General features: G+C 71.7%; 5 protein-coding genes and 2 pseudogenes. All 7 read right to left on the bottom strand.

Annotation, left to right across the window (positions count from 1 at the left end):
* Positions 1–226 (bottom strand): annotated as a pseudogene (locus tag J0695_RS28800) (phage tail protein); the annotation flags it as partial.
* Positions 223–2184: a putative baseplate assembly protein gene (locus J0695_RS28795; RefSeq protein WP_206966860.1), complete on the bottom strand. Its 1962-nt coding sequence runs from the start codon at positions 2182–2184 to the stop codon at positions 223–225. The pseudogene J0695_RS28800 and the gene J0695_RS28795, both read right to left, overlap by 4 nt.
* The gene (locus J0695_RS28790) at positions 2184–2615 is read right to left on the bottom strand and encodes a GPW/gp25 family protein (RefSeq protein WP_206966858.1); all 432 of its coding nucleotides are present in this window, start codon (positions 2613–2615) and stop codon (positions 2184–2186) included. The genes J0695_RS28795 and J0695_RS28790 overlap by 1 nt, the downstream gene beginning before the upstream one ends.
* Positions 2616–2652: 37 nt before the next feature.
* A complete protein-coding gene (locus J0695_RS28785; RefSeq protein WP_206966856.1) occupies positions 2653–4557 on the bottom strand; it encodes a VgrG-related protein in 1905 nt (634 codons plus the stop codon).
* Positions 4554–5276: a CIS tube protein gene (locus J0695_RS28780; RefSeq protein WP_206966855.1), complete on the bottom strand. Its 723-nt coding sequence runs from the start codon at positions 5274–5276 to the stop codon at positions 4554–4556. The genes J0695_RS28785 and J0695_RS28780 overlap by 4 nt, the downstream gene beginning before the upstream one ends.
* Position 5277: 1 nt before the next feature.
* The gene (locus J0695_RS28775) at positions 5278–5715 is read right to left on the bottom strand and encodes a phage tail protein (RefSeq protein WP_206966853.1); all 438 of its coding nucleotides are present in this window, start codon (positions 5713–5715) and stop codon (positions 5278–5280) included.
* Between the two features lie 39 nt (positions 5716–5754).
* Positions 5755–5989: pseudogene (locus J0695_RS28770) on the bottom strand (hypothetical protein); the annotation flags it as partial.

The following is a 5989-nucleotide window of genomic DNA, read 5'->3' as shown; positions in this document are numbered from 1 at the left end:
CGACCCACTCCGTCAGCCAGTCGAGGAAGTCCTCGGGGGCGAGGGCCGGGGTGAAGTACGCCTCCAGACAGTCCAGGACGGTGAAGAGCGGCGCCAGGACGGTGTCCAGACCGGCGACGAAACGCATGGCGAAGTCGTCGTCGGCGTACACGGCGGGCAGTTGCTCGCCGAGCGGGTGGGCGGAGAGGAGGCCGGGAACCGTGCCGCGTTGTGAGGTGCCGGTCATCGTGCCTCGATCACGCGGACGCGATGGTCGAAGGGGAACAGCAGGGCGGACGGGGAGAGTTCGATGCGGTCCGTGGACTCGCCCCGGCGTCCGGTGAGCGGGTCGGCGGGGTGCAGCAGCACCTCGTCGACGAGCTCCACGCCCGGTACGCGCTGCAGCGCGGCGAAGATCTCACCGGCGCGCAGCGGACGGCCGAAGGGCCAGCCGTCGCCGTGCGCGCCGCCCGTCAGCGGGTCGAGGTAGGCGTAGAGCGCGTCCAGCGCCTCGGCCTGGACCTTCTCGGCCTGGGCGGCGCGGAAGGCGTGCAGGGTCGCGACGACCGTGACGCCCTGGTAGTACGGCGGCCCGACGGCCAGCCGGGTGCCCAGCGGGCGGCGCTCGTCGAGAAACGTCGTGACCCGGGCCAGCAACTCCTCGCCGGGCACCAGCTGTTCGAAGCGGATACGGCCGCCCCGGTCGGGTACGGCCTGCGGGACGACCAGCACCCGTACTGCATTCTCGCCGGTCCCGCCCTGCTCGGCCGCGTCCGCCGCGAGACAGGCGATCCGGGCGGTCTCGGGCGCGGCCCTGCGGGCCAGCTCCTCGTAGTCCCGTGCGGTGACCGCGCGTTCCTGGGCGCGGAGCGTGATCGGGGCGCGCGTCTTGGCCTCCTCGACGCTCTCGCCGTCGACGCCGCCGCGCGCCGCCTCCCGGTTCTCGACACGCGAGATGTACGGGATGGAGCTGCGCAGCACCTGGATCATGCCCCGGGCCACATTGCCGCCGCGCCCGCCGCCGGTGCCGTAGAGCACCGCCCGGATCGCGGCGCCCTTGCCGGGCACCGCCCCGAACTGCCGCAGGGTGCCGTCCTGTTGGCGTACGGCAGGACCGAAAGCGATCTCGCCCGTCGCCGCGTCGAGGGTGAAGTGACGGCTCTGCGGCCCGGACGAGGCGAAGTCGGAGACCGCCTCCCACGCCTCCCAGCCCTCGCCGACCGAGACCTCCAGTTGCAGCGCGGGGGTGGCGACGACCGGGGAGTGGGCCAGCAGCAGCCGCTGCCCCGGCACGCCCTGGGAGTCGCCGAGGGACTCGTCCCGTACGGAATCGGCGTGCGCGGCCGCGGTCGTACCGCCGATGGTGAACGCGGAGGCGCCGCGCACGGTGGGCGAGGCGCTGTAGAACGGCTGGCCCTGTACGGCCTCCACCACCCGGCAGCGCAGCCAGCCCGCGTCGGTGCGCCCCATCCGGGAGACGGCGTGCCCGGCCGGGATGTGCAGGACGGACTCGCCGGGGCGGTTGAGCCCGCCCGTGGAGTCCTCGGCCACCTCGCACTCCGTCCAGCCGTCGGCGGTCCACGCCTCCCACACCAGGGGCGGCTGGCGCGGGTCGACACCGACACCGTCCACCTGGCTCTCCAGGCGCAGTACGGCCGCGCAGTGCGGCACCGCGGCGCTGAGCCCGAAGTACAGGGTGTCGCCGGGGAGCGGAGCAGCGGAGAAAGCGGGGACGTCGTTGCCGGCGAAGATGTCCTGCGAGCGGTCCTCCGGCGCGGAGTTGGCAGGCTGGCGCAGTACGGCGACGAGCTCGCAGGGGATGACGGTCAGCGGGTCGGTGGTGGCGAAGACGACCGCCTCCTCCGTCTCCGTACGCCCGGTGGCGACCTCCGTACCGGTCGGGAGGATCACCGGCTCGGGCTGCGGGGCCGAGAGCCAGAACGTGATGTCCGCGCGGGCGGCGGCCGGCGGGAAGAGCGTGATGCCGAGCAGGTCGAGGAAGGCCAGCTGGTTCTTCTCCGGCACCCGGTTGAGGCGGTAGACCAGCTGGTCGGCCATGTGCGCGACGGCCTCGATGAGGGTGACACCGGGGTCGGAGACGTTGTGGTCGCTCCACTCGGGGCAGCGCTGCTGGACATAGCGCTTGGCGTCGTCGACGAACTGCTGAAAGCGGCGGTCGTCGAGATGGGGTGCGGGGAGTGCCATCACAGGTCGCTTTCGGTATCCGCCGGACCGGCCTCGGCCTCGGACGGGATGACGTAGAAGGGGAAGACGAGGTTGCGGGGGTTGTTGGTCCCGCGCACCGAGTAGCGGACGTCGATGAACAGCACGGTCGGCTCGTCGGGAGCCGGGGTCACGGTCACTTCCTCGACCTCGATACGGGGCTCCCAGCGGTCCAGCGAGGTGCGGACCTCGTGCCGGATGCGCCCGGCGGTCGCGTCGTTGACCGGCGCGAAGACCAAGTCATGGACCGCGCAGCCGAATTCGGGCCGCATGGGCCGCTCGCCCGGCGCGGTCGCCAGGACCAGGCGCATCGACTCCTCGATCTCCCGGTCGCGCCGGGCCAGCGCGATGGAGCCGCCCGGGTCGGTGCGCATCGGGAAGGACCAGCCGGCCCCGACGAAGTGCTCGCTCATATGCGTGTCTCTCCTCTGCGGGTCTGCGGGGCCACGGCTAGAAGGGGATGCCGTTGCGGAGTACGGCGGGGGCGACGAGCAGGACGGTCGCCGCCGAGGTGACCGTCACGGGCCCGGCCGCCTTGATCCCGGCCGTGCCGACCGCGTTGATCTGCGCGGTGCCGGCGGCGCTGAGCGACAGAGCGCCCCCGGCGTTGACCGACGCCTCGCCGCCCGCCTGCACCCCGAACTTCGCGCCCGCCTTGATGTTGACGCCGAGGCCCGCGGTCAGATTCAGCTGGCCCACCGCCTTGAGCGAGAGGTTGCCGCCCGATTCGATGTCGACCTTGCGCGCACCGCTGATCGTCACGTCGCCCTTGCTGTCGATCGTGAGGGTGGTGCGGGCCTCGTTGAGCTGTACGGTCAGCCGCCCGTTTCCGGTGGTCAGCAGGATGCCGCTGTTGCGGCGGGTGCCCGCGCCGTCCTCGATGAGCTCGACGGTGTGCCCGCTGCGGGCCGTCAGCGCACGGTAGTTGACCTTGCCGCTGGTCGGGTCGACGGACGGGATGCCGTTGGGTTCACGGGTGGGTTTGTCGATGCCGTTGTAGAGGCCCGCGAGGACGTACGGATGCTCCAGCGACCCCCGGTCGAAGGCGCACAGCACCTCGTCGTTGACGTCGGGCAGGATCAGCCCGCCGCCCTTGGTGCCGCCGAGCTGGGCGATACGGCACCAGTCGCTCTCGTACGTCTCGGAGAGCCAGGGGAAGCGGAGGCGGACCCGGCCCAGCCTGCGCGGGTCCTTGGTGTTGGTGACCAGGGCGATGGCGACGCCCGGCATGGGCGGCGCGCTGTCCTGGCCGCCCGATGCGAGCCCGTACAGGGAACGGAACTGCCGGCCCGAGACGGTCAGCCAGGTGGTGAACTGCTCGCCGGATGCGAAGACATGGCGTACTCCGGTGGCCGTGTACTTGCCGTCGAAGGGCATCCCGGCGTTCTTGACGGCGACCGGCTTCCCCGGGAGGAGAGCGGGGTTCCCGGTGACGGCCACCTCCAGCTCCGCGAACGACCCGGTGACGTCGTCGGCGAGCGCCTTCGCCGCGTGCGTGACCTCCGAGAGGGTGGTGTACGGGGTCTGCGTCTCGGTCAGCTCCGCCTTCCCGAAGGGGGCCGCCAGCTTGGCCGGGGTGGTGCCGGCGACGATGTCCGGGCTGGCGACGGCGGGGCGGGGAGCGGCGAGTTGCTGGCGGGTGCGCATGTCCCAGCCGCGTACGGAGACCTTGTTGACCTGCCCGGCCGCGGTCACCGTGGCCCGGCTGTGCAGGTTGTTGTGGCCGAAGTCCAGGACGTACGGGGACTGCACGGCCGACGTGCCGCCGGAGGGCGCGGAGGAGGCGGACGGCAGGGCGGCGAATTCGAGCTTGCCCTTGTTGTCGAAGGAGAGCCGGACGTCGTTCTGCGCCGCGAGGCGCGCGAGGAAGTCCCAGTCGGTGGTGTTGGGCTGGGTGGCCAGGTCGTACACGGTGGGTGTGGAGTCGACCTTGCCGAGGCTGAGTTTGTTGAGCCCGGCGAGCTTGCGCACGATGTCGGACGCGGTCATGTTCGGGTACCCGGCGACCCGTCGGTTGCGGAGCAGCCGGTGGCCCGGGTCGTAGCCGCGTACGACCAGATGACGCCCGGTGGCCGGATCGGCGTCGACCTCCAGCGCGGTGATCTCCCCGGTCAGCAGCGGATCGCCCCTGCGGCCGTCGGTGAACGGCGAGAGCACCGCCTTGGCACCCACCTTGACCTGCGGGTACTTGGCCGTGACCCGGCCGTTGTTGTCGCTGAACGTCAGCTGGAAGGCGGAGGGGACGTTGACGCTGGAGTCGACCCAGCCTTCCACGAGGAGGACGGCGAGGTCGTCGGGGAGGACCGCTCCGCCCAGCTCGACGTGGAGCACCGTGGTGAAGGTTTTCTCGCTCATACGGTGGTCTCCGTCGAAGAAGGCAGCAGAAGTTCGGTGCCGGGGCGCAGCCGCATGGGGTCGTCGATGGCGTTCGCCTCGGCGATGACGCGCCAGCGGGTGGCGTCGCCGTACTCGCGCCAGGCGAGCGAGGCGAGCGTGTCCCCGGCGACCGTGCGGTGGACGCGGCGGGCGGAGAGTGCGCCCGAGGTCGGGTTCTGGCCCTTGGTCTTGGTCGCGATCTCGGTGAGGGCCAGCGAGCAACTCGCCCGTAGGGGTGTGCCGTTGGGGCTGAAAAGGGTGTAGGTGACCTGCACGCTCGTCACGTACGCCACGAACTCGACCGTGCTGAACGAGCCCCAGGAGAACTTCACCCACGGCGGCGAAGGCGCCTTGGAGGTGACGGACTGCTCGGTCACCTCGCAGCAGGACAGCAGGAGTTCGACCTGCTTCTGGACGGTGTTGGAGCTCGGCGTCCCCGAGGCGTCGAGGAACACCTCCAGCTGGAGCGCGGCGGGCTGGGCGCCGGTGAACTTCGGCGGGGCGCCGCGGGTGTACGCCACGGCGGGCGCGGTGTGCCAGCTCGCGGACCGGCCGAGCTGCACCTGCGAGGGGTTGAACTGGAACTTCACCTCGCCGATCGTCCCGCCCATGCCCCCGCCCAGATCGGTGGGCGGCTGATGGATGGAGAGCGAGGCCCGGGAGAGGCCTGCGGCCTTCCCGCCGGAGGGGGCGGGCATCTCAGGCACCCCCGGCGTCGGTGAAACCGTGGTGGGTGATCTCCAGGACCTCGGTGGCCACGGCCGGGTTCGACGGGTCGAGGGTGGGCCCCTGCCAGCGCACCGGCAGCACCTCGATGAGCCCCCACTGGGCCACGATCGAACCGTCGGCGCGCAGGGCGGCGATCTGGGCGGTGGGCCGGGTGATGCCGGTGGCGAGGGAGGAGATCCACGCGGCGACCTTGGAGGTCTCGGGGGTGAGCGGGCGGGTGAGGCGGATGGTGGAGAAGGAGACCCGGGTGGGCAGTTGCCACACGAACCCGTTGTTGCCGCCCTCCTGGTGCTGCTCGATCTCGACCTCGGACGCGAGACCGTCGCAGCCGTTGAACGTGCCGAGGCTCTGGCCGTCGATGGTCAGCTTGAAGAAGACGGTGGTGCCGGGGTCAAGGGTGGTGGGCATGGTTTCCGGGTCTCTCTTGGTCTCTCTTGGATCGGTTGCTCAGCGGTCGCGGAGGCGGCCGATGCGTTCGCGGTCGCCGCGGAGTTCGGCGCGCAGGAGGCGGGACAGCGGGGCGATCAACCGTCGGGCCAGGGCGTCGAGTTCGGCGGCGGGCTGCTCCGTTGCGACGGGGTTCGGTGAGTCCGTTGGCGCGGAGGTGCGCTGCAGGGGCTGCTGGCGCGGCACGGAGCGCGAGGCGGCCGGGGTCGGGGGTGGTGGCGGCGCGGCTCTGGTC

The organism is Streptomyces beijiangensis (assembly GCF_017315755.1).
In the GTDB taxonomy this organism is placed as follows: Bacteria; Actinomycetota; Actinomycetes; order Streptomycetales; family Streptomycetaceae; genus Streptomyces; species Streptomyces beijiangensis.
Note: the sequence above shows the minus strand (reverse complement) of the source record. Positions and strands in the feature narration are given on the sequence as shown.

Coding starts and splice junctions, on each gene's coding strand:
- J0695_RS28795 (WP_206966860.1), bottom strand. CDS start 2,184: ATGGCACTCCCCGCACCCCATCTCGACGACCGCCGCTTTCAGCAGTTC.
- J0695_RS28790 (WP_206966858.1), bottom strand. CDS start 2,615: ATGAGCGAGCACTTCGTCGGGGCCGGCTGGTCCTTCCCGATGCGCACC.
- J0695_RS28785 (WP_206966856.1), bottom strand. CDS start 4,557: ATGAGCGAGAAAACCTTCACCACGGTGCTCCACGTCGAGCTGGGCGGA.
- J0695_RS28780 (WP_206966855.1), bottom strand. CDS start 5,276: ATGCCCGCCCCCTCCGGCGGGAAGGCCGCAGGCCTCTCCCGGGCCTCG.
- J0695_RS28775 (WP_206966853.1), bottom strand. CDS start 5,715: ATGCCCACCACCCTTGACCCCGGCACCACCGTCTTCTTCAAGCTGACC.